Raw genomic sequence first — 19,189 nt, 5'->3', positions numbered from 1 at the left:
CTCCGAGCCAGGTTTGTGACTTCGGCCGACATGGGTATGGCCTTGGGCGTACCCCCGGCTCCGGCCGGGGTCAGTGCCGGGTGCGACGCCCTCGCCCCTTCCGTGACGTCCGGTCGAGCCGGCTGCCCGGACCCGGCACGCCAGTACCGGGACCGTGCGGGTGTGCACACGCAGGGTACGGCGGGATGAGCGCAGGGTACGGCCGTCAGGGTACGGGCGTGCGACCCGGGGCCGGCCGGGCCGGGACCGGGTGGAGTACCGGGCCGGGTGGAGCGGCCGTGCGCGGGTGCGGTGCGGGCGGGTGCGGCGGGTGCCGTGCGGGTGCCCGGACGCGTACGTGCCCGACGTGCCCCGGACGCAGACATGCCGCAGCGCCCGGCAACAGCCCCCTCGAAACCGAGAGGGCGGGTCATCGGGCACCGCGGCACACTGTGGCCGGTTCGTGCGTCAGGACGCAAGAACCTCGTCGAGGAGGGCCTCGGCCTTGTCCTCGTTGGTGTTCTCGGCGAGCGCGAGCTCGCTCACCAGGATCTGCCGCGCCTTCGCGAGCATGCGCTTCTCTCCTGCGGAGAGACCGCGCTCGCGCTCACGACGCCACAGGTCGCGCACCACTTCGGCGACCTTGATGACATCGCCAGAAGCGAGCTTCTCCAGATTTGCCTTGTAGCGACGGGACCAGTTCGTGGGCTCTTCTGCGTACGGTGCGCGGAGCACCTCGAAGACCCGGTCCAGCCCGTCCTGGCCGACTACGTCGCGAACGCCGACGAACTCTGCATTGTCCGCAGGCACACGAACCGTCAGGTCGCCCTGGGCGACCTTGAGCACCAAGTAGGTCTTGTCCACGCCTTTGATCTGGCGAGTTTCGATGGCCTCGATCAGCGCGGCCCCGTGATGGGGATAGACCACGGTGTCGCCAACCTTGAACGTCATGTGACAGGTACCCCTTCCGTGGCTATCCAGGGTAACACGAGAACTGACTGTTATGAATGGCGTTTTCGCAGGTCAGGGCACATCTCGGGGCTTGACAACAGCGACACGAACGTGCTGCGAAAGGGTTCCGGAGGGGGGTATTCGCAGGTCGGAGGCGCTGTGCGGACCGGGCGAAACGACCACGTTACACCTGGCGGACGCGGCCACGAGTGTGACGTACGTCCCGTTTTGCCGGGTTCTCTGACGCGAAACGGAAGTACTCCGTTCGACTGGCGGCCACCCGTACGCAGCGGGTTCAGGCCCAATCTGCAATTGATCACGACACCGCGTTCGAGGGAATCCCGGAATTGATCACGGAGCGGCCCCGGACGGGATAGCGGAATGCAAGATCGCGGGAGCGGCGCAGCACGGTGTGCGCACTGCGGAGGGTCGGGTGCGGGGGCGGGGCGGCGGCTCGGTAACCTAAGCGCGCTGACACACCCTTAGGGCGGCTTTACCTCGGCCGCCCTGAGCCTGTACCCGTCCCGTCCGTACGTCCAAGGAGTTGCCGCCGCCGTGAGCCGCAGCCTTCGACGCGGCGCTCTCGCCGCTACCGCCGTCGTGTTCTCCCTTGCATCGCTCGCAGCGTGCGGTGCGGGCAACGACGCGCAGACTCTCGAGATCAAGCCGGACAACGCCGCTGTCACCAAGGGCGACATCAAGATCCAGAACGCCCTGGTGATCACCAAGGGCGAGAAGGAGAAGAAGGGTCCGGCCGCCCTCTCGGCGACCGTCTTCAACTCCGGCACCAAGGCCCAGACCCTGGACGGGATCACCCTGAAGGGTGGCAAGTCCAAGGTGGTCCTGAAGCCCGCCGAGGGCTCCGGCAAGATCACCGTGCCCGCCGGCGGCTCCGTGGTGCTGGGCGGCAAGGGCAACGCCTCCGCCGTCATCGAGGGCGGCCGCGAGGCCGTCCAGAACGGCAACGTGCAGGACGTCGTCTTCCAGCTGAGCACCACGGGCGACGTGGAGCTGGGCGCGTTCGTCGTCCCGGCCACCGGCATGTACGCGGGCTACGGCCCGACGGAGGCCCCGGCCGCCGCCCCGGCCCCCGCCCCGTCCGGCAGCCCCTCCGGCTCCCCCTCCCCGGCCGCCTCGGGCTCCCCCGCCGCGTCGGGCTCCCCGGCCGCCGGCGCCACCCCGTCGGGCGCCGCGTCGCCGTCCCCGTCGCGCAGCGCGGGCCACTGAGCGCAGCAGCAGACAAAAGGGGGAGGGCCCCAGCCGCGATGCGGCTGGGGCCCTCCCCCTTTTGTCGCCGTGCCGGCCTACGGCTCGAACTTGTAGCCCAGGCCGCGGACCGTGACCAGGTAGCGCGGGGCGCCCGGGTCCGGCTCGAACCCCTTCCCCGTGCAACCCTCGCGCGGCACGGCCCCAGGGGGCCGCACCGGCTTCGGGACGCTGCGCCGGCCTCCGACCGGCCGTGGGGCCGCCCCTGCGCCGCCGGCTTACGGCTCGAACTTGTAGCCCAGGCCGCGGACCGTGACCAGGTAGCGCGGGGCGCCCGGGTCCGGCTCGAACCCCTTCCCCGTGCGACCCTCGCGCGGCACGGCCCCAGGGGGCCGCACCGGCTTCGGGACGCTGCGCCGGCCTCCGGCCGGCCGTGGGGCCGCCCCTACGCCGCCGGCTTACGGCTCGAACTTGTAGCCCAGGCCGCGGACCGTGACCAGGTAGCGCGGGGCGCCCGGGTCCGGCTCGATCTTGGCGCGGAGGCGCTTGACGTGGACGTCCAGGGTCTTGGTGTCGCCGACGTAGTCCGCGCCCCAGACCCGGTCGATCAGCTGCATGCGGGTCAGCACCCGGCCCGCGTTGCGCAGCAGCATCTCCAGCAGGTCGAACTCCTTCAGCGGGAGGTCGACCTTGGCCCCGGCGACGGTGACCACGTGCCGGTCCACGTCCATGCGTACGGGCCCTGCCTCCAGGGCCGCCGGGGTGACCTCCTCCGGCTCGCCGCGGCGGCGCAGGACCGCGCGGATGCGGGCGACCAGCTCCCGGGAGGAGAAGGGCTTCGTGACGTAGTCGTCGGCTCCTATCTCCAGCCCGACGACCTTGTCGATCTCGCTGTCCTTGGCGGTCACCATGATCACGGGGACGTTGGAGCGACCGCGCAGCTGCCGGCAGACCTCGGTGCCCGGCAGGCCGGGCAGCATCAGGTCGAGGAGGACGAGGTCGGCGCCGTTGCGCTCGAACTCGTCGAGCCCGTCGGGCCCCGTCGCGGCGATCGCGACCTCGAAGCCTTCCTTGCGGAGCATGTAGGACAGGGCGTCGCTGAAGGATTCCTCATCCTCGACGACGAGCACTCGGGTCACGGAAGGACCTCCGGGGCAGGAATGACTGGTTCTGGGTCAAGCTGGGGTCTGGCGGGTTCGGGGGCGGTCGCCGGGGCCGGCGCGGCCGCCTCGGGGAGTCGCAGGGTGAACGTGGAGCCCTGGCCCTCGGAGCTCCACACCGACACCTCCCCGCCGTGCGAGGCCGCCACGTGCTTCACGATCGCGAGGCCCAGACCGGTTCCGCCCGTGGCGCGGGAGCGGGCCGGGTCGACGCGGTAGAAGCGCTCGAAGATGCGCTCGCGGTCCTTCTCCGGGATGCCTATGCCCTGGTCGGTCACGGCTATCTCGATCAAGTCTCCACCCGGTGCCGCCACCCGGCGCGCGGCGATGCCGACGCGGGTGCGGGCGGGGCTGTAGTTCACGGCGTTCTCCACCAGGTTCCCGAGGGCGGCGGCCAGCTGCCCCCGGTGTCCCCATACCCGCAGGTCGGCGGTGCCGCCGGCGGCCATGGTGATCTGCTTGGAGGTGGCCGTGTGCCGGCAGCGGTCGATGGCCTCCGCCACGAGCGTGTCCACCCGTACCGGCTCGGCGTCCTCCAGTGCCTCGTCGTTCTGCACCCGGGAGAGGTCGATGAGCTCCTGCACGAGGTTGATCAAGCGGGTGGACTCGATCTGCATGCGGCCCGCGAAGCGGGTGACCGCCTCGGGGTCGTCGGACGCGTCCATGACCGCCTCGGAGAGCAGCGAGATCGCGCCGACCGGGGTCTTCAGCTCGTGCGAAACGTTCGCGACGAAGTCGCGGCGCACCGCTTCGATGCGTCGGGCCTCGGTCAGGTCCTCGACCAGCAGCAGCACCAGGCGCGAGCCCAGCGGGGCGACGCGGGCGGAGACCGCGAGGGCCTCGCCGCGGCCGGTGCCGCGCCGGGGCAGGTCGAGCTCGATCTGGCGTATCTCGCCGTCCCTGCGGGTGTCGCGGGCCATGTGGAGCATGGGCTCCACCGCCAGCTTCCCGCCGCGGACCAGCCCGAGCGCGTACGCGGCCGAGCTGGCCTTGACCACCGCGTCGCCCTCGTCGAGGACGACGGCGGAGGAGCGGAGCACGGAGAGGACCGTGTCCACTCCGGGCGGCAGCACCGCGTTGATGTCGGGGCGCATGGAGCTCCGGGTGGGGCGGGCCTGGTCGCGCTCGCTCCAGCGGAACGCCAGCATGGCGATGACGCCGGTGCAGAGACCGGCGATCGCCGCAGCTGCGGCGACCGCCGCGTTCACGTCCATGTGTCCAGGTTAAGCAGGCCCGCGGACACTTCCACAGCCGTTCGGGTGGCACCTCGAACAGTCGTCGCCCAGAGTTCACCCTGACGACGGGGTTGATTCATTTGTGATGCCGGAGTCGGACGCGTTGGCGACCGAACGTGTAAACGTGGGGCCGAACACCCCGCACGAGCAGCAATGAGCAGACAAGCAGTAGCGAGCAGTAGGCAAGCAGGCCGGAGAGGGACACCATGCGCGACGCGTACCACGAGGAACTGGACTCGATCGGAGAGAGCCTGGTCGAGATGGCCCGGCTCGTCGGTTCCGCGATCGGGCGGGCCACGACCTCCATGCTGGACGCCGACCTGAAGCTCGCGGAGAGCGTCATCGCCGCGGACCAGAAGGTCGACGACCTGCAGCACGACCTGGAGGCGCGCGCCATCGCCCTGCTGGCCCGGCAGCAGCCGGTCGCCACCGACCTGCGCATCGTCGTCACCTCGCTGCGCATGAGCGCCGACCTGGAGCGCTCCGGCGACCTGGCGCAGCACGTGGCGAAGCTGGCCCGGCTGCGCTTCCCGGACACGGCGGTCCCGCGCGACCTGCACGCGACGATCCTGGAGATGGGACAGCTGGCGCAGCGCCTGATGGCGAAGGCGGCCGAGGTCATCATCACGAAGGACGTGGACCTGGCGCTGCAGCTGGAGCAGGACGACGACGAGATGGACCAGCTGCACCGCACGCTGTTCCAGCACCTGATGGACGACCGCTGGAAGCACGGCATCGAGACGGCCGTCGACGTGACGCTGCTGGGCCGCTACTACGAGCGGTTCGCGGACCACGCGGTGTCGGTGGCGAAGCGCGTGGTGTACCTGGTGACGGGCGAGCACGCGGACGAGCTGCAGCAGCCGACGCAGGTCGAGGGCGTCTGAGCCGCTCCCCGCGGCACTCCGCGCGGAGCGCCCCAATGCGCCGTTGACGCGCCGGTGTGGCTGGGCATGAATGAGGCGAAGGCACCACGACTTCCCGTACGCCGCCTGCGAGGAGGCACCATGCCCGAGACCCCTGTCCCCATCACGCCGGAACAGGAGCAGCCGCCCCGCCCGGAGCCGCTGCGCCTCCCGCTGCTCGCGGCCTGCGGCTGCGGCTCGGGCTGCGGCTGCGGCTGCCAGTCCGGCGCCCCGTGCCAGTGCGGCGGCTGACCCGCCCACGACACCGAGAGGGCCCCGTCCGATCCGGACGGGGCCCTCTGGCGTCGGTCCCCGTGCCTGCCCGCCGGAACACCGGGCTCCGGACCCCGTACCGGATCCTGATCGGCAGCTGTCTCCGGGAACCGGCCGGCGGTCGGGGACGTGTGAAGATCTTGTACGACACCCGACGGGGGCAAGGTGAACGAGGAAGAAGCAGCGCGGGCTGTTCGGCGCGGGATGATCGACTACCACAACCGTGTGGCCGCGCAGCAGGCCGCCGAACGCGACCGCGAGGCCAAGGGGTGTATGGGCTGCATCTTCATCATCCTGGCCTTCGGCGTGATCCTCATGTGGGTGTCGGTCAAGGGCCATTAGGCCAGGCACTGCCGGACCGCTCCCGGCGGCCCGCGGACGGCCCCGGTCAGCGAGAAGCCCCCCACCCGCCGGGAAACGGCTGGTGGGGGGCTGTTCCGTGCTTCGGGGCTACTTCTTGCCCTGGTTCTTGACGGCTTCGATCGCGGCCGCGGCGGCCGTCGGGTCGAGGTAGGTGCCGCCCGGGTTCAGGGGCTTGAAGTCGGCGTCGAGCTCGTAGGAGAGCGGGATGCCGGTGGGGATGTTCAGGCCCGCGATGTCGGCGTCGGAGATGCCGTCCAGGTGCTTGACCAGGGCGCGCAGGCTGTTGCCGTGGGCGGCGACCAGGACGGTGCGGCCGTCGAGGAGGTCCGGGACGATCGCGTCGTACCAGTACGGCAGCATGCGGACGACGACGTCCTTGAGGCACTCGGTGCGCGGGCGCAGCTCCGGCGGGATGGAGGCGTAGCGCGGGTCCTCGGACTGGGAGAACTCGGTGCCGTCCTCAAGGGCCGGCGGCGGGGTGTCGTAGGAGCGGCGCCACAGCATGAACTGCTCCTCGCCGAACTCGGCGAGGGTCTGGGCCTTGTCCTTGCCCTGGAGGGCGCCGTAGTGGCGCTCGTTCAGGCGCCACGAGCGGTGCACGGGGATCCAGTGGCGGTCGGCGGCCTCCAGCGCGAGCTGGGAGGTGCGGATCGCGCGCTTCTGGAGCGAGGTGTGCACGACGTCGGGGAGCAGGCCGGCGTCCTTGAGCAGCTCACCGCCGCGGACCGCCTCCTTCTCGCCCTTCTCGTTGAGGTTGACGTCCACCCAGCCGGTGAACAGGTTCTTCGCGTTCCATTCGCTCTCGCCGTGGCGGAGGAGGATCAGCTTGTACGGTGCGTCGGCCATGCGTACGAGCCTAGTGGACGCCGTAGGGCGCCCGCGCGCCCCCGATTGACGGACGGCGTCAATCCAGTGGACGGCGGCGGGGGCCCGTTCGTAACGTGCCAGGAGATCGATTGGTGCTTACGTCTTCGGGGGAATCCGTATGTCCGCTGCCAGTTTGAGACGGGCTGCCCGGGAGAGCGTGTCGGGGCTGCCGCGCGCCTTCTGGTGGCTGTGGGCCAGCACGCTGGTGAACCGGCTCGGGGCTTTCGTCGCCACGTTCATGACCTTGTACCTGACCCTGGACCGGGGCTATTCGGCCTCCTTCGCGGGACTCGTGGTCGCCCTGCACGGTCTGGGCGGTGTGGTGTCCTCGCTGGTGGCGGGCGTGATGACGGACCGGCTGGGCCGGCGGCCGACGATGCTGGCGGCGAACGTGTCGACGGCGCTGTCGGTGGCGCTGCTGGGGTTCATGGAGCACCCGGCGGCGATCGCGGCGGTGGCGGGCCTGGTGGGCATGGCGTCGAACGCCTCGCGCCCGGCGGTCTCCGCGATGATGGCGGACATCGTCCCGCCCGAGGACCGGGTACGGGCCTTCGCGCTGAACTACTGGGCGATCAACCTGGGCTTCGGGATCAGCTCGGTGGTGGCGGGCGTGGTGGCCGAGTACAGCTACCTGGCCGGCTTCCTGGGCGAGGCGGCGCTGACGCTGCTGTGCGCGGTGCTGGTGTTCGCGAAGCTGCCGGAGTCGCGTCCGGTGAAGGAGGAGGCGGAGAAGGGGGCGGAGCCGGAGATCGGGCTGGGGACCGTGCTGCGGGACGGGCGGTTCATGGCGGTGGTCGGGCTGTCGTTCCTGATCTCGCTGATCTTCACGCAGGGTTCGGTGGGCCTGCCGGTCGCGATGGGCCGGGCGGGCTTCTCGCCGGGGGACTACGGGCTGGTCGTGGCGGCGAACGGGCTGCTGATCGTGATCCTCCAGATCCCGGTGACGCGCTTCATCGAGCACCGCGACCCGAGCCGGCTGCTGGTGATCTCGGCGCTGCTGGCGGGGTACGGCTTCGCGATGACGGCCTTCGCGGGCTCGCTGTGGGCGTACGCGCTGACGGTGTGCGTGTGGACGCTGGCGGAGATCGTGAACTCGCCGACGCAGATGGGGCTGGTGGTGCGGCTGTCGCCGGTGCACGGGCGGGGGCGGTACCAGGGGATGTACACGATGTCCTGGGCGGTGGCGGCGCTGGTGGCTCCGCTGATGGCCGGGTTCGTGATCGACCGGTACGGGGCGGGGTGGCTGTGGGGGGCCACGGGTGTCCTGGGGACGGTGGCCGCGGCGGGGTACTGGCTGCTGATGCGGAGCATTCCCGTGGGGGCGGGGGACGCCGTGGCCGCCTCCGACGCCGGTGCGGTCGCGCCGCCGAAGGCCGTCCCCGCCGAGGCCTAGCCGGCCGGGCGGGTCAGGTGCTTGAACGCGTCCAGGTTGCGGGTCGACTCCCCGCGCGAGACGCGCCACTCGTACTCGCGCCGGATCGCGCTCGCGAAGCCCAGCTCCAGCAGGGTGTTGAACGCGCCGTCCGCCGCTTCCAGGACCGTGCCCAGGAGGCTGTCCAGGTCCTCGGGGGTGACGACCGACAGCGGGAGCCGGGCCGTGAGGTAGACGTCGCCGAGGGGGTCCACCGCGTACGCCATCCCGTACAGCTTGAGGTTGCGTTCCAGCAGCCAGCGGTGGACGCCGGCCTCGTTCTCGTCGGGGTGGCGGATGACGAAGGCGTTGACCGAGAGGGAGTGCCGGCCGATGCGGAGCGAGCAGGTGGTGCTCAGCTTGCGGGTGCCGGGGAGCTGGACGACGTACGTGCCCGGTTCGGGGCTCTCCCAGCTCAGCTCGGCGCCGGCCAGCGTGGACTCGATGACCGCGGCGGTGCCGGCGGCGGTGTCAGCCATGGTGGGAGCGTACGCGACGGCGATGATCATGCATGGCGGCGGTGTACACGTCGGCGGTGCCGGCGGCGGCGGTGTCCCAGCCGAAGAACTGCGCGTGCCGCGCGGCCTCGGCGCCCATCCGGTCGGTGAGGCCGGGGTCGTCGACGAAGCGGCGCAGCTCGCGGGCGTAGTCGACCGGGTCGTGGCCGGGTACGAGGATGCCCGTGACCCCGTCGTTGACGGCGACCGGGAGCCCGCCGACCTCCGCCGCGAGGACCGGCGTACCGGTGGCCTGGGCCTCGATCGCGACGAGGCCGAAGGACTCGCTGTACGACGGCATGACCAGCACAGACGCGGCCCGGAACCAGTCGGCGAGGCCGTCCTGGGCGACCGGCGGGTGGAAGTGGACGAGGTCGGTGATGCCGAGCTTCGCGGCGAGCTTCTGCAGGCCCTCGGGCTTGGCGAGGCCGCTGCCGCTGGGGCCGCCGACGACGGGGACGAAGAGGCGGCGGCGCATCGAGGGGTCGCGGTCGACGAGCTCGGCGACGGCGCGGAGCAGGATGTCAGGGGCCTTGAGGGGCTGGATGCGGCCGGCGAAGAGCGGGATCACGGCGTCCTGCGGCAGGCCGAGGCGGGCGCGGGCGGCGGCGCGGCCGTCGCCGGTGGTGAAGCGGTCGAGGTTGACGCCGGGGTGGACGACGGCGACCTTGCCGGGGTCGGCGTCGTAGTGGCGTACGAGTTCCTCGGCTTCTTCGGCGGTGTTGGCGATGAGCCGGTCGGCAGCGGCGACGATCTGGGTCTCGCCGATGACGCGGGCGGCGGGCTCGGGGGTGTCGCCCTCGGCGAGCGCGGCGTTCTTGACCTTGGCCATGGTGTGCATGGCGTGGACGAGCGGGACGCCCCAGCGTTCGGCGGCGAGCCAGCCGACGTGGCCGGAGAGCCAGTAGTGGGAGTGGACGAGGTCGTAGTAGCCGGGGCGGTGGCGGGCCCAGGCCTGCATGACGCCGTGGGTGAAGGCGCACAGCTGGGCGGGCAGCTCTTCCTTGGCGAGGCCTTCGTAGGGGCCCGCGTCGACGTGCCGTACGAGGACCCCGGGGGCGAGCTCGACCACGGGCGGCAGGCCGCCGGTGGTGGCGCGGGTGAAGACCTCGACCTCTATGTTGATCGCGGCGAGGCGCTTGGCGAGCTCGACGATGTAGACGTTCATGCCGCCGGCGTCGCCGGTGCCGGGCTGGTGCAGCGGTGAGGTGTGCACGCTGAGCATGGCCACGCGGCGCGGCTTGCGGTGGTGGCCGACGGCCGGGAGGCGCAGGCGGGGGGCGTCGGGGCGGGTGGCGCGGGCGGCGGCGATGCGTCCGCTGATGCTGCCGCCGAGACGGGACACGTACTGGCTCAAGGGAGCAGTTCCTCTCGCTCGGACGACGGTCGACGGTCCTCTGCGGCCCGCTCCGGCGGCGGGTCGGCAGCGCCGGTGGGGCGGCATGGCTGCGGGAGCGCGGTCGGCGCCCTGCTAGGAGTGCAACCCGAACGGCGGTCCGCCGCATTCCGGGAGTCCGGATGTTCCTGGTCGTTTGCCGGATTTTTATCTTGGCCGCGCGCTCCGCTTACGCTCGGCGCATGGTCTCCCGCAGCACTCCGCCGTCCCCGAAGCGCCCCGTGGGCACCGTGACGCGCGGGACGACGAACCCGAACCGGCTGCGCCGCATGGACCGCTGGATCGCGGCCGCGCACGGGGCGGCGCTGCGCCGGGCGGACGCGCCGGTGGCGGTGGACCTGGGGTACGGGGCCGCGCCGTGGACGGCGGTGGAGCTGCTGGCGCGGCTGCGGGAGGCGGCCCCCGGGGTGCGGGTGGTGGGGATCGAGATCGAGCCGGCGCGGGTGGCGGGGGCGAAGCCGTACGAGCGGGAGGGGCTGAGCTTCCGGCACGGCGGCTTCGAGGTGCCGTTGGACGGCGGTGAGCGGCCGGCGCTGATCCGCGCGGCGAACGTGCTGCGGCAGTACGACGAGGAGCAGGTCGCGGAGGTGTGGCAGCGGCTGTGCGGGCGGCTGGCGCCGGACGGGCTGCTGGTGGAGGGGACCTGCGACGAGATCGGCCGGCGGCACGTGTGGGTGGCGCTGGGGCCGGAGGGGCCGCGGACGGTGACGTTCGCGACGCGGCTGGGTTCGCTGGAGCGGCCGTCGGATCTGGCGGAGCGGCTGCCGAAGGCGCTGATCCACCGGAACGTGCCGGGTGAGCCGGTGTTCGCGTTCCTGCGCGACTTCGACCGGGCGTGGGCGGCGGCGGCTCCGTACGCCTCGTACGGGGCGCGGCAGCGGTGGATCCGGACGGCGCGGGCGCTGGCCGCGGACTGGCCGCTGGCGGACGGTCCGGTGCGGTGGCGGCAGGGGGAACTGACGGTGCGGTGGGAGGCGTTGCGCCCGGCGGGGTGAACATCGCGCGGTGGGGAACCGGCGTTGGGGGCGGTCCGTTGAGTCGGCTGGGACGGCCGGGGCGGGGGCGGTCATGATCGGTGAGGCATCCGGAGGGTGTTGGAATTCACCGAGTCGTGGCACCATCCCGGTGACAGTGCCAAGTTACTGATGAATAGTCAGATCTGATGTCCGGTCCGGTTTGTCTTCCTTGCCCGGGGGCGTCGGTCTGACCCGGGGCGCCTGGGGGAGCCATGGGGACCGTGAAGCGAGCGTCGTCGCGTCGGCAGGGAGCGTCCACTCTCACGCTGCTGTGCGCCATGGCGATACTGGCGGCCCCGGGCCTCGCGGGCACCGCGTACGCCGCCCCGGGCGCCCCCTCGGCCCCCTCGGCTCCCTCGGCTCCCGCCGCACCGGCGGCTCCCGCGCCCGAGCCGGGCGCCAAGTCCCTGGAGCAGGTCCGCAAGGAGATAGAGGACCTCTACCGGCAGGCCGGCACGGCCACGGACGCGTACAACCTCGCGGAGGGCGAGACGAAGGCCCAGTCCGAGCGGATCGTCCAGATCGCCAACCTGGTGGTGGCGGGCCAGGACCGGATCTCCTCCCTGAAGGACCGGGCGGGCGCCGCCGCCCGCGCCCAGTACCGCTCGGGCGGCCTGCCGCCGGGCGCGCGGCTGGCGTTGAGCGACAGCCCGGCCGACTACCTGGACGGTACGGGCCGGTTGCGGCAGGGCGAGAAGGCCACCACGGACCTGCTGTCGGAACTGAACCGCACGCAGACCGACTTGGAGCGGTACGCGAAGGAAGCGGGCGCGCTCTGGCAGAAGATGGAGGACAACAGGGCCAAGAAGGAAGCCGCCAAGAAGGAGATCGAGGAGAAGATCAAGGCGGCGGAGGCCCTAGAGAACAGGCTGGAGGCCGAGGAGAAGGCCCGGCTGATCCAGCTGGAGCAGGAAGCGCAGTACAAGGCGCAGACGGCGTGGCTGTCGTCGGGCGCGATGAAGGACGTCAAGGGCGCCGCCACGGACGCGGGCAAGCGGGCCGTGCAGTGGGCCACCGCACAGATAGGGAAGCCGTACGTCTGGGGCGCGACGGGCCCGGACTCCTTCGACTGCTCCGGACTGACCTCGCAGGCCTGGCTGGCGGCGGGGCGGGGGATCCCGCGCACCTCGCAGGAGCAGCTGCGGCTGCTGCCGAAGGTGGCGGTGAAGGACATGCGGCCGGGGGACCTCATCATCTACTTCGACGACGCGACCCACGTCGGGATGTACGTCGGCGACGGCGCGATGGTCCACGCCCCGCGGCCGGGCCGCACGGTGACGATGGCGGGCGCGGGCTCGATGCCGATCAAGGCCGTGGTCCGCCCCGACGCGTAAGCCCTGGCCGGGCGGTTTCCGGACCCCGGGGCCCTGGCGGCCCCGGGAACCCCGTGGGCTTCGCCCCCGGACCCCGGCACGGGGGCTCCGCCCCCGGCGGTTACGTGCGCTCCGCGCGGGTGCGGGTCACTGCACGGCGCTACCGCGCCGCGCCTCAAGCGCCGGCCCGGGCCACGGGCACCGGACCCGCCCCGCACCCGACGGCCGGAGGCCGGCGCAGCGGCGCGAAGCCGGGGAGGCCCCCTGGGGCCGAACCGCGCGAGCGGCGCGTGAAGAAAAGGGGTCTCGGTGGGCGGGATGCCGGGCGGCCGGGCCGTGACGTTGGTCATCCCCCCGGCACGGTTTTCCCCCGCGATAGGGGCATATGACGGCGGCCCTCCCCCGGCGGCCATTCCGCTCGCCCGCACCCGCCCGCTAGGGTCACCCGCATGAGCGCACCTTCGGGGGGAGGCAAGGAACCGGAGACGATGCCCGTACCCGTACCGCGGCAGAGGGACACCCCGGCCACGGACGGCGGCCCCGCCCCGCAGGCGGCGTCGCTGACGCTTCTGGTGGTCGAGGACGACCCCGCCGGCGGCCTCACCGTCCCCGAGATCCTCGACGCCGACGGCCACCGGATCCGGATCCGCAGCGCCCGCAACCTCACCGAGGCCGCGCGGCTGCTCACCCCGGACGTGCACTGCGTGCTGCTCGACCTGGCCCTGCCCGGCCCCGACGAGGACGGCCTCGGCGTCCTGCGCGAGGTGCTCCGCATCGCCCCGCGCCACGCCGTGCTCGTCCTGACCGGCGAGGCCGACGCGGACCGCGCCGCCGAGGCCGTACGCGTCGGCGCCCAGGACTTCCTCTACCGCGACGAGCTCGACGGGCGCCTGCTGAGCCGCGCCATCCGCTACGCCGTGGAGAGAAAGCGGGCGGACATCGCCCAGTACAAGCTTGCAGAATCGAAACTTCGCGCCCAGGAGAACGCCCGCCTGGAGCGCGGCCTGCTCCCCACCCCGCTCCTGGACGGCTCCGACCTCCGTTTCGCCGCCCGCTACCGCCCCGGCCGCAGCCGGGCCCTGCTCGGCGGCGACTTCTACGACACCGTCCGCACCCCCGACGGCACCGTCCACGCCATGATCGGCGACGTCTGCGGCCACGGCCCCGACGAGGCCGCCCTCGGCGTCGAGCTGCGCATCGCCTGGCGCGCCCTGACGCTGGCCGGGCTGTGCGGGGACGACCTGCTCGCCACGCTCCAGGAGGTCCTGGAGGTGGAGCGGCCCTGCGAGGAGATCTTCGCGACGCTGTGCACGGTGGACATCTCCCCGGACGGCCGGCGCGCGGGCCTGTGCCTGGCCGGGCATCCGGCCCCGCTGATATCGAGGCCGGGCAAGCCCGCGCGGCTGCTCCCGTACGAGAACAGCGGCCCGGCGCTCGGGCTGCTCCCCCGGGCCCGCTGGCCCCGCCGGCAGGTCGACCTGGGCGGCACCTGGAGCCTGATGCTCTACACCGACGGGCTGATCGAGGGCCGTATCGGCGACGGCCGCGAGCGCCTCGGGCAGGACGGGATGGTCGAGATGATCAACCGGCACATCGAGCGCGGCCTGAGCGGCGAGGCGCTGCTGGAAGCGTCCGTGACCGAGGCCCGCCGCCTCAACGGCGGCGAGCTCACCGACGACGTCGCCGTGGTCCTGCTCTCCCGCGCAGCGGGGTGAAGGTTCAGCGGCCGCCGTTGTACGGCCCGTAGGGGCCGTCGCTGCTGCTGCCGCCGCGGCGCGGGCCGCCGCCCGAGACCTGCTTGAGGGCGGGGCGCACGTCGACGAAGAAGACGATGCTCGCGACCAGGCCCGCGATCTGCAGGAACAGCATCCCGAGGAAGAAGTCCACGAGGACGGTGATCCCGAGGATGACCAGCCAGAAGGTCTTCGTCTGCTTCTCGGCGGCGCGGTACGCGTCCTCGCGCGCCAGCAGCGCCAGCACGAAGGCCGCGACGGCGAGCGCCAGCATGGCGTAGCCGAGCAACGGGAGCACCCCGTTATCGAACCCCTGCATCAGCATCGTCTCGACCGCCTTCTCGCATCCGGCACCACTGGCTCCACTGCTCCACGCTACCGCCGGAGCCGCCTTCCGAAACGACAACGAACCGGGCACCCGCCGGGTGCCCGGCCCGGAAGGGGGTCGTTCAGGCCTCTTCGCCGGTCTCGGCGGCGGCCTTCTTGGCGGCGGTGCGACGCGCGGCGGGCTTCTTCGCGGCGGGCTTCTCCTCGCCGGCGGACTCCGCCGACGCCTCGGCCGGGGCGGGCTCCTGCGCCGGCTCCGGCGCGGGCTCCGGCTCCACGGCCCCGGCGATGTCCACGATCTCCTCGGCGACCTCGCCGCGCCAGGCCCGTACGGTCTGCTCGCCGTGCTCGGCGACCTTGTCGTAGGTCTCCTTGGCCCGGACGGCGTACTCGGCGGCCACGCCGACGCCGCGCAGCGCGAGGTCCTGGGCGGTCTCGCCGAGCTTCTTCGGGTCGATCGAGCCGAGGACCTCGGTGACCTTGGCGGTGACGGCCTCCTGCACGGCCTTCGGGTCGGTGTTCTTCACGGCCTCGATGCGCGCGGGGGCATCGGCGCGCAGCTGCTCGATGAGCGCGGGCACCTTCTTGGCCTGCTGGACGGCGAGGTCGGCCGTGCCGGCGGCGAAGTAGAGGGGGGTGGGGTCGGTGAGGGTCTTCTTCAGGTCATCGGCGATGGCCATGTGCGTCCTCCCGGATCACAGTCAATTCGTAGGGGGCATCGCGACGTCGTCGCCGGCGCTGTCGGCGCCGCCGGCCGCGTCCTCGCCGGGAGCCTCGTCGGCCTCCAGCGCGTTCTCCTTGCGGAACGCGTCGTAGATCTGGAGCAGCACCTGCTTCTGCCGCTCGTTGATCGACGGGTCGGAGAGGATGACGGCCCGCGTCTCCACCTCGTCCCGGTCCCGCTCGTCGAGGATCCCGGCCTGCACGTACAGCGTCTCGGCGGAGATCCGCAGCGCCTTGGCCAGCTGCTGGAGGATGTCCGCGCTCGGCTTGCGCAGCCCGCGCTCGATCTGGCTCAGGTACGGATTCGACACCCCCGCCGCGTCGGCCAGCTGCCGCAGCGAGAGCTGGGCCTGCCGCCGCTGCTCGCGGAGGTATTCGCCGAGGTTTCCGACGTTGAGCGATGCCATGCCCCGATCCTGCCCCACCGTGCTAACTATTGCAAGCGCTTGCTAGCAAGAGCTCGCACTGCGACTGGTTCCCAGCGGCTGAGCGAGCCGGCTGCACCGAACGCCGCTGTCAGACGCCTGTTGGACAATCCGTTCCACGAGCCTGCACCACAGCGGGAGGCCCGCAGGGGCAGGCCCTCCTGTGCGGTCTGAAGCATCCAGGGGGAACGGATTGAAAGACCAACGGGCAGCCGAGGATCTCACCCTGCGCCTCGACGAACTGGCGGCCGGACTCACGGATCCGGACTGCGACCTCGACGAGCTCGCAGACATCGAAGAGGAGCTCATAGCCGCCCGTCGACGGGAACTGGTTCCGCACCTGGAACAGCACCTCGCGGCAGCCGTGAAGGCGGGCAACTGGTACGCCCGTCATGTGCTCGCCCGGATTCTGGCCGAGACCGCCGGCCGCACGTCCCTGGCTGCCCTGTTGCGGGCCTACTCCCGCGATCTTGGTGACGACCAGGACTCTCTGTCGACGACGCTCCATGTACTCGCGCAGGAAGACCCGGCCTCCGCGCGCGAAATCCTCCTGCCATACGCCGTCGGCAACGACGAAGACCTCCGCAGGGCGGCGCTCTGGCTGCTCGGCTTCGTCCCCGCACCCGCCGATCTCGACCTGCTTGCCGACGCCGTGCAGGACCCGGACGAAGGCATACGAAGCGCGGTTGTGGGCACGCTCGCCAGCCACGGGACGCAGCCGGCGGCCATCGACCTGCTGGTGGACTTGCTGGACGACCCTTCCCCGCAGGTGCGCACCTCCGCTCTCAGCTCTCTCGGCTTCCTTCGGCAACCCGGAACCCTCCCGAAGATCCGCTTGCTCGCGAACGACGGCAACCCCCGCGTTCGAGCCTGGGTCGCAATCGCCTTGGGCCGCTTTCCCGCTCCGGAACCCGCAGACCCCGCGACCTCGGCCGTGCTCGACCAGCTGGCAGCAGACGCTGACCCGTACGTTCGTGACCAGGCAACCGAGGCATGTCGGCACCAGTCCCTCCGCAGCTGACGAGGCGTGCGCTTCATACGGCGCCGGGCAGGCCCGGTTGCGCTGGCTGGGCTGCCCCATTGACCACCGCGGCGGTCATGGGCGGGGCCGTCGTTCCTCGGCACGCTCGCGCACAACGGCAGGCGTGAGCAACGCGCTCACCGAACGACGCAACCACCCCGGCCCGCCCGGTGCTAGCTTGCGGGGGTGGACCTCTTCTCGGTGTCGTGGGCGGCGCTGCGCGCGGTGGTCGGCGGGCTGGCCGACGAGGACTTCGGGCGGCCGTCCGGCTGTCGGGGGTGGCTCGTGCGGGACCTGGTGTGCCATCTGGTCATCGACGCCCAGGACGTGCTGATCACCCTCGCCACGCCCTCCGACGCCGAACCCACCCGGGACGCGGCCACCTACTGGGAGGTCGGCGCCGCCCCCGACGGGGAGGACCCGCTCGACGCGCTGACCGTGCGGCTGGCCGCCGCCTACGGGGAACCCCGGCTGCTCACGTTCCACCTCGACGACGTCGGCTCCGCCGCCGGACGCGCCGGCGTCCTCGCGGACCCCGCCACCCACGTCGGAACCCGCGGCCAGGTGCTCACCGCCGGCGACTACCTGTCCGCGTACGTCCTGGAGTGGACGCTGCACCACCTCGACCTGGTCGCGCACCTCCCGCACGCGCCGCGGCCGCCCGCCGAGGCCCTCGCCGGGGCCCGGGCGCTGCTGGAGCGGATCGCCGGGGCCGCGTTCCCGGCGGGGTTCTCCGACGAGGACGCGCTGCTGGTCGGCACCGGCCGGCGCGCCCCGACCCCGGGCGAGCAGGCCGCGCTCGCGGGGCCCGGGGAGCTGGGCGCGCGGGTGCCGCTCCTCCTCGGCTAGCCCCGCCACCCCCGGGTACCCACCTTTTTGTGGGTACTTGGCGGGCGGCCGCCGCCCGGCGAAGCTTGATCCAGCGGCCGGGAGGAAGGGAGCGGAAGGGTTCAGGAAGCCGCGCGGCGGGACTCCGCCATGCGGTCCAGCCGCCGGTGGCCCCAGTCGGACAGCGGCGCCACCGCCTCCGCGAGTGCCCGGCCGAAGTCGGTCAGGGAGTACTCGGTCTTCAACGGCAGTACGTCGTGCACCTCCCGGTGCACGATCTCGTCGGCCTCCATCTCGCGGAGCGCCTGCGTCAGCACCTTCTCACTGAGGCCCGGCATCCGGCGCCGCAGCTCACCCGGACGCTGGGGACCGTCCTCCAGCATCCAGAGCAGGGACGTCTTCCACTTCCCCTCGATCACCGCCATCGCGGCGGTGACCCCGCAGACGTTCGGATCCTGTGCGCGCCTTCGCGTCATCCCGCCGTCCCCCTCCTGCCGATCGCTTCTCGCGTCTCGCATCTCGTATCTCGTATCAGCCATGTTTTCACGGGAGTTGAGTTTCCATGTCCACGTCCACCTCCACGTCCACGACCACGCAGCAGCCCACCGTCACCGTGCTCGGGCTCGGGCCGATGGGCCGGGCCCTGGCCGGCGCCCTCCTCGACGCCGGGGTGCGCACCACCGTCTGGAACCGCACCCCCGGCCGCGACCAGGACCTCGTCGCACGCGGTGCCGTCGCCGCCGCCTCGGCACAGGAGGCGGTCGCCGCCAGCGCGCTGACCGTGGTCTGCGTGGTCAACTACGACGCCGCCGACGCGATCCTGCGGCCCGACGCCGTCACCGCCGCCCTGAAGGGCCGCACCCTCGTCAACCTGACCGCCGACACCCCCGCCCGGGCCCGCGACACCGGCGCCTGGGCCGCCGGCCACGGCATCCGCTACCTCGACGGCGCCATCATGACCCCGACCCCCACCATCGGCACCCCGGACGCGGTGTTCATCCACAGCGGCCCCGAGGACCTCTACCGCGAACACCGGCCGGTCCTCGACCTCCTCGGCGGCACCCACACCCACCTCGGGGAGGACATCGGCCGCGCGGCCGCGTACGACATCGCCCTGCTGGACGTCTTCTGGACCTCCATGTCCGGCTACGCCCACGCCCTGGCGGTCGCGAAGGCCGAGGGCGTCAGCGCCCGCGAACTGACCCCGTTCGCCCAGGGGATCGCCGCGATCCTGCCGCCGCTCTTCGAGGAGTTCGCCGCCGACGTGGACAGCGGCAGCTACTCCGGTCGGCTCAACCCGCTGACCTCCGGAGCCTCGTCCATGGCCCACATCATCCACGCCTCCGAGGCACACGGCATCGAAGCGGCCCTGATGCGCGCGACCGAGGGCCTGGCCCAGCGGGCCATCGCCCACGGCCACGGCGGCGACGGCTTCATGCGCGTCTCCGAACTCCTCGGCAGGACAGCCGTTCCCGCCGGAGCCTGACCCCGAACAGCCCGCCGGAAAGAAATTCCGGCGGGCTGTCACATCCGCGCGGCGCGGCGGGTCAAAGGGATGTCGCA

General features: G+C 72.3%; 21 protein-coding genes. 11 read left to right on the top strand and 10 right to left on the bottom strand.

Annotated features, from left to right (window positions below):
• Positions 1-447: 447 nt before the first annotated feature.
• The gene (locus ACQKM2_RS33120) at positions 448-930 is read right to left on the bottom strand and encodes a CarD family transcriptional regulator (RefSeq protein WP_003953493.1); all 483 of its coding nucleotides are present in this window, start codon (positions 928-930) and stop codon (positions 448-450) included.
• A 555-nt stretch (positions 931-1,485) separates the two neighbouring features.
• On the opposite strand from ACQKM2_RS33120, the gene ACQKM2_RS33115 reads away from it, so the two are divergent.
• The gene (locus ACQKM2_RS33115; RefSeq protein WP_427716385.1) at positions 1,486-2,157 is read left to right on the top strand and encodes a DUF461 domain-containing protein; all 672 of its coding nucleotides are present in this window, start codon (positions 1,486-1,488) and stop codon (positions 2,155-2,157) included.
• Between the two features lie 437 nt (positions 2,158-2,594).
• On the opposite strand, the gene ACQKM2_RS33110 is transcribed toward ACQKM2_RS33115, so the two are convergent.
• Positions 2,595-3,275 (bottom strand): response regulator transcription factor, encoded by a 681-nt coding sequence (locus ACQKM2_RS33110; RefSeq protein ID WP_007265514.1) that lies wholly within the window; start codon positions 3,273-3,275, stop codon positions 2,595-2,597.
• The gene (locus ACQKM2_RS33105; RefSeq protein WP_427716382.1) at positions 3,272-4,510 is read right to left on the bottom strand and encodes a sensor histidine kinase; all 1,239 of its coding nucleotides are present in this window, start codon (positions 4,508-4,510) and stop codon (positions 3,272-3,274) included. The genes ACQKM2_RS33110 and ACQKM2_RS33105 overlap by 4 nt, the downstream gene beginning before the upstream one ends.
• Positions 4,511-4,737: 227 nt before the next feature.
• Here ACQKM2_RS33105 and phoU point away from each other — a divergent pair, with 227 nt between their 5' ends.
• From phoU to ACQKM2_RS33090, 3 genes are all read left to right on the top strand, one after another.
• Complete coding sequence (gene phoU, locus ACQKM2_RS33100) at positions 4,738-5,415, top strand: phosphate signaling complex protein PhoU (protein WP_007265512.1); 678 nt, start codon at positions 4,738-4,740, stop codon at positions 5,413-5,415.
• 120 nt (positions 5,416-5,535) lie between these two features.
• On the top strand, positions 5,536-5,685 hold the full coding sequence (locus tag ACQKM2_RS33095; protein WP_165365008.1) for a hypothetical protein: 150 nt from the start codon (positions 5,536-5,538) through the stop codon (positions 5,683-5,685).
• Between the two features lie 186 nt (positions 5,686-5,871).
• Positions 5,872-6,048, top strand: a complete 177-nt coding sequence (locus ACQKM2_RS33090; RefSeq protein ID WP_427716380.1) for a hypothetical protein — start codon at positions 5,872-5,874, stop codon at positions 6,046-6,048.
• A 108-nt stretch (positions 6,049-6,156) separates the two neighbouring features.
• On the opposite strand, the gene ACQKM2_RS33085 is transcribed toward ACQKM2_RS33090, so the two are convergent.
• Positions 6,157-6,915 (bottom strand): phosphoglyceromutase, encoded by a 759-nt coding sequence (locus ACQKM2_RS33085; RefSeq protein ID WP_125813820.1) that lies wholly within the window; start codon positions 6,913-6,915, stop codon positions 6,157-6,159.
• A gap of 139 nt (positions 6,916-7,054) precedes the next feature.
• Between ACQKM2_RS33085 and ACQKM2_RS33080 the strand changes: the two genes are divergently transcribed.
• A complete protein-coding gene (locus tag ACQKM2_RS33080) occupies positions 7,055-8,329 on the top strand; it encodes an MDR family MFS transporter (protein WP_427716377.1) in 1,275 nt (424 codons plus the stop codon).
• Here ACQKM2_RS33080 and ACQKM2_RS33075 read toward each other — a convergent pair.
• Positions 8,326-8,826 carry a YbjN domain-containing protein gene (locus tag ACQKM2_RS33075; RefSeq protein WP_427716376.1) on the bottom strand — a complete coding sequence of 167 codons (501 nt, stop codon included), beginning with the start codon at positions 8,824-8,826 and terminating at the stop codon, positions 8,326-8,328. The two genes, ACQKM2_RS33080 and ACQKM2_RS33075, sit on opposite strands and share 4 nt — an antisense overlap.
• On the bottom strand, positions 8,819-10,201 hold the full coding sequence (mshA, locus tag ACQKM2_RS33070; protein WP_427716374.1) for a D-inositol-3-phosphate glycosyltransferase: 1,383 nt from the start codon (positions 10,199-10,201) through the stop codon (positions 8,819-8,821). The genes ACQKM2_RS33075 and mshA overlap by 8 nt, the downstream gene beginning before the upstream one ends.
• Before the next feature lie 221 nt (positions 10,202-10,422).
• On the opposite strand from mshA, the gene ACQKM2_RS33065 reads away from it, so the two are divergent.
• From ACQKM2_RS33065 to ACQKM2_RS33055, 3 genes are all read left to right on the top strand, one after another.
• On the top strand, positions 10,423-11,235 hold the full coding sequence (locus ACQKM2_RS33065; RefSeq protein WP_427716373.1) for a class I SAM-dependent methyltransferase: 813 nt from the start codon (positions 10,423-10,425) through the stop codon (positions 11,233-11,235).
• Between the two features lie 233 nt (positions 11,236-11,468).
• The gene (locus tag ACQKM2_RS33060) at positions 11,469-12,590 is read left to right on the top strand and encodes an NlpC/P60 family protein (protein WP_427716371.1); all 1,122 of its coding nucleotides are present in this window, start codon (positions 11,469-11,471) and stop codon (positions 12,588-12,590) included.
• 467 nt (positions 12,591-13,057) lie between these two features.
• Positions 13,058-14,284, top strand: a complete 1,227-nt coding sequence (locus ACQKM2_RS33055) for a PP2C family protein-serine/threonine phosphatase (protein ID WP_427716418.1) — start codon at positions 13,058-13,060, stop codon at positions 14,282-14,284.
• Between the two features lie 4 nt (positions 14,285-14,288).
• On the opposite strand, the gene ACQKM2_RS33050 is transcribed toward ACQKM2_RS33055, so the two are convergent.
• The 3 genes from ACQKM2_RS33050 to ACQKM2_RS33040 all read right to left on the bottom strand — a co-directional run bounded on the left by ACQKM2_RS33050 (position 14,289) and on the right by ACQKM2_RS33040 (position 15,759).
• The gene (locus ACQKM2_RS33050) at positions 14,289-14,627 is read right to left on the bottom strand and encodes a DUF2516 family protein (RefSeq protein WP_007265496.1); all 339 of its coding nucleotides are present in this window, start codon (positions 14,625-14,627) and stop codon (positions 14,289-14,291) included.
• Between the two features lie 124 nt (positions 14,628-14,751).
• Positions 14,752-15,309, bottom strand: a complete 558-nt coding sequence (locus tag ACQKM2_RS33045) for a hypothetical protein (RefSeq protein ID WP_427716369.1) — start codon at positions 15,307-15,309, stop codon at positions 14,752-14,754.
• Positions 15,310-15,330: 21 nt separating this feature from the next.
• Positions 15,331-15,759, bottom strand: a complete 429-nt coding sequence (locus tag ACQKM2_RS33040; protein ID WP_427716368.1) for a helix-turn-helix domain-containing protein — start codon at positions 15,757-15,759, stop codon at positions 15,331-15,333.
• Positions 15,760-15,970: 211 nt separating this feature from the next.
• On the opposite strand from ACQKM2_RS33040, the gene ACQKM2_RS33035 reads away from it, so the two are divergent.
• Together ACQKM2_RS33035 and ACQKM2_RS33030 are read left to right on the top strand one after the other, a co-directional pair.
• On the top strand, positions 15,971-16,798 hold the full coding sequence (locus ACQKM2_RS33035) for a HEAT repeat domain-containing protein (protein WP_427716366.1): 828 nt from the start codon (positions 15,971-15,973) through the stop codon (positions 16,796-16,798).
• Positions 16,799-16,984: 186 nt separating this feature from the next.
• The gene (locus tag ACQKM2_RS33030) at positions 16,985-17,647 is read left to right on the top strand and encodes a maleylpyruvate isomerase N-terminal domain-containing protein (RefSeq protein WP_427716365.1); all 663 of its coding nucleotides are present in this window, start codon (positions 16,985-16,987) and stop codon (positions 17,645-17,647) included.
• Between the two features lie 101 nt (positions 17,648-17,748).
• Here the strand turns inward: ACQKM2_RS33030 and ACQKM2_RS33025 are convergent, their stop codons facing one another.
• Positions 17,749-18,102, bottom strand: a complete 354-nt coding sequence (locus ACQKM2_RS33025) for a winged helix-turn-helix transcriptional regulator (RefSeq protein WP_427716363.1) — start codon at positions 18,100-18,102, stop codon at positions 17,749-17,751.
• 86 nt (positions 18,103-18,188) lie between these two features.
• Here ACQKM2_RS33025 and ACQKM2_RS33020 point away from each other — a divergent pair, with 86 nt between their 5' ends.
• The gene (locus tag ACQKM2_RS33020; RefSeq protein ID WP_427716362.1) at positions 18,189-19,112 is read left to right on the top strand and encodes an NAD(P)-dependent oxidoreductase; all 924 of its coding nucleotides are present in this window, start codon (positions 18,189-18,191) and stop codon (positions 19,110-19,112) included.
• Positions 19,113-19,189 lie beyond the last annotated feature (77 nt).

It is taken from the genome of Streptomyces sp. NPDC004126 (assembly GCF_050275515.1).
GTDB lineage: Bacteria > Actinomycetota > Actinomycetes > Streptomycetales > Streptomycetaceae > Streptomyces.
Note: the sequence above shows the minus strand (reverse complement) of the source record. Positions and strands in the feature narration are given on the sequence as shown.